General features: G+C 70.6%; 1 pseudogene. It reads left to right on the top strand.

Annotation, left to right across the window (positions count from 1 at the left end):
- Window positions 1-265 (top strand): annotated as a pseudogene (locus tag AC5RV2_RS19260) (hypothetical protein); the annotation flags it as partial.

A 265-nucleotide genomic window follows, 5' to 3' on the forward strand; every position in this document is an offset into this window, starting at 1 on the left:
CTGGCCGCGGAACAACGCGCCCATTACGTGCGGATCGAACCGGTCGGCACGGACCTCGGCCAGCGGCCGCAGTCGGCGCTGCAGTCGCTGGGCCTGGTCAAGGCACCGGTGGACGTCCAGCCGAAACTGACCTGGATGCTGGACCTGAGCCAGCCGGAAGAGGACCTGCTGGCCGCCGAACAACGCGCCCATTACGTGCGGATCGAACCGGTCGGCACGGACCTCGGCCAGCGGCCGCAGTCGGCGCTGCAGTCGCTGGGCCTGG

The organism is Arthrobacter sp. Y3225116 (genome assembly GCF_059091245.1).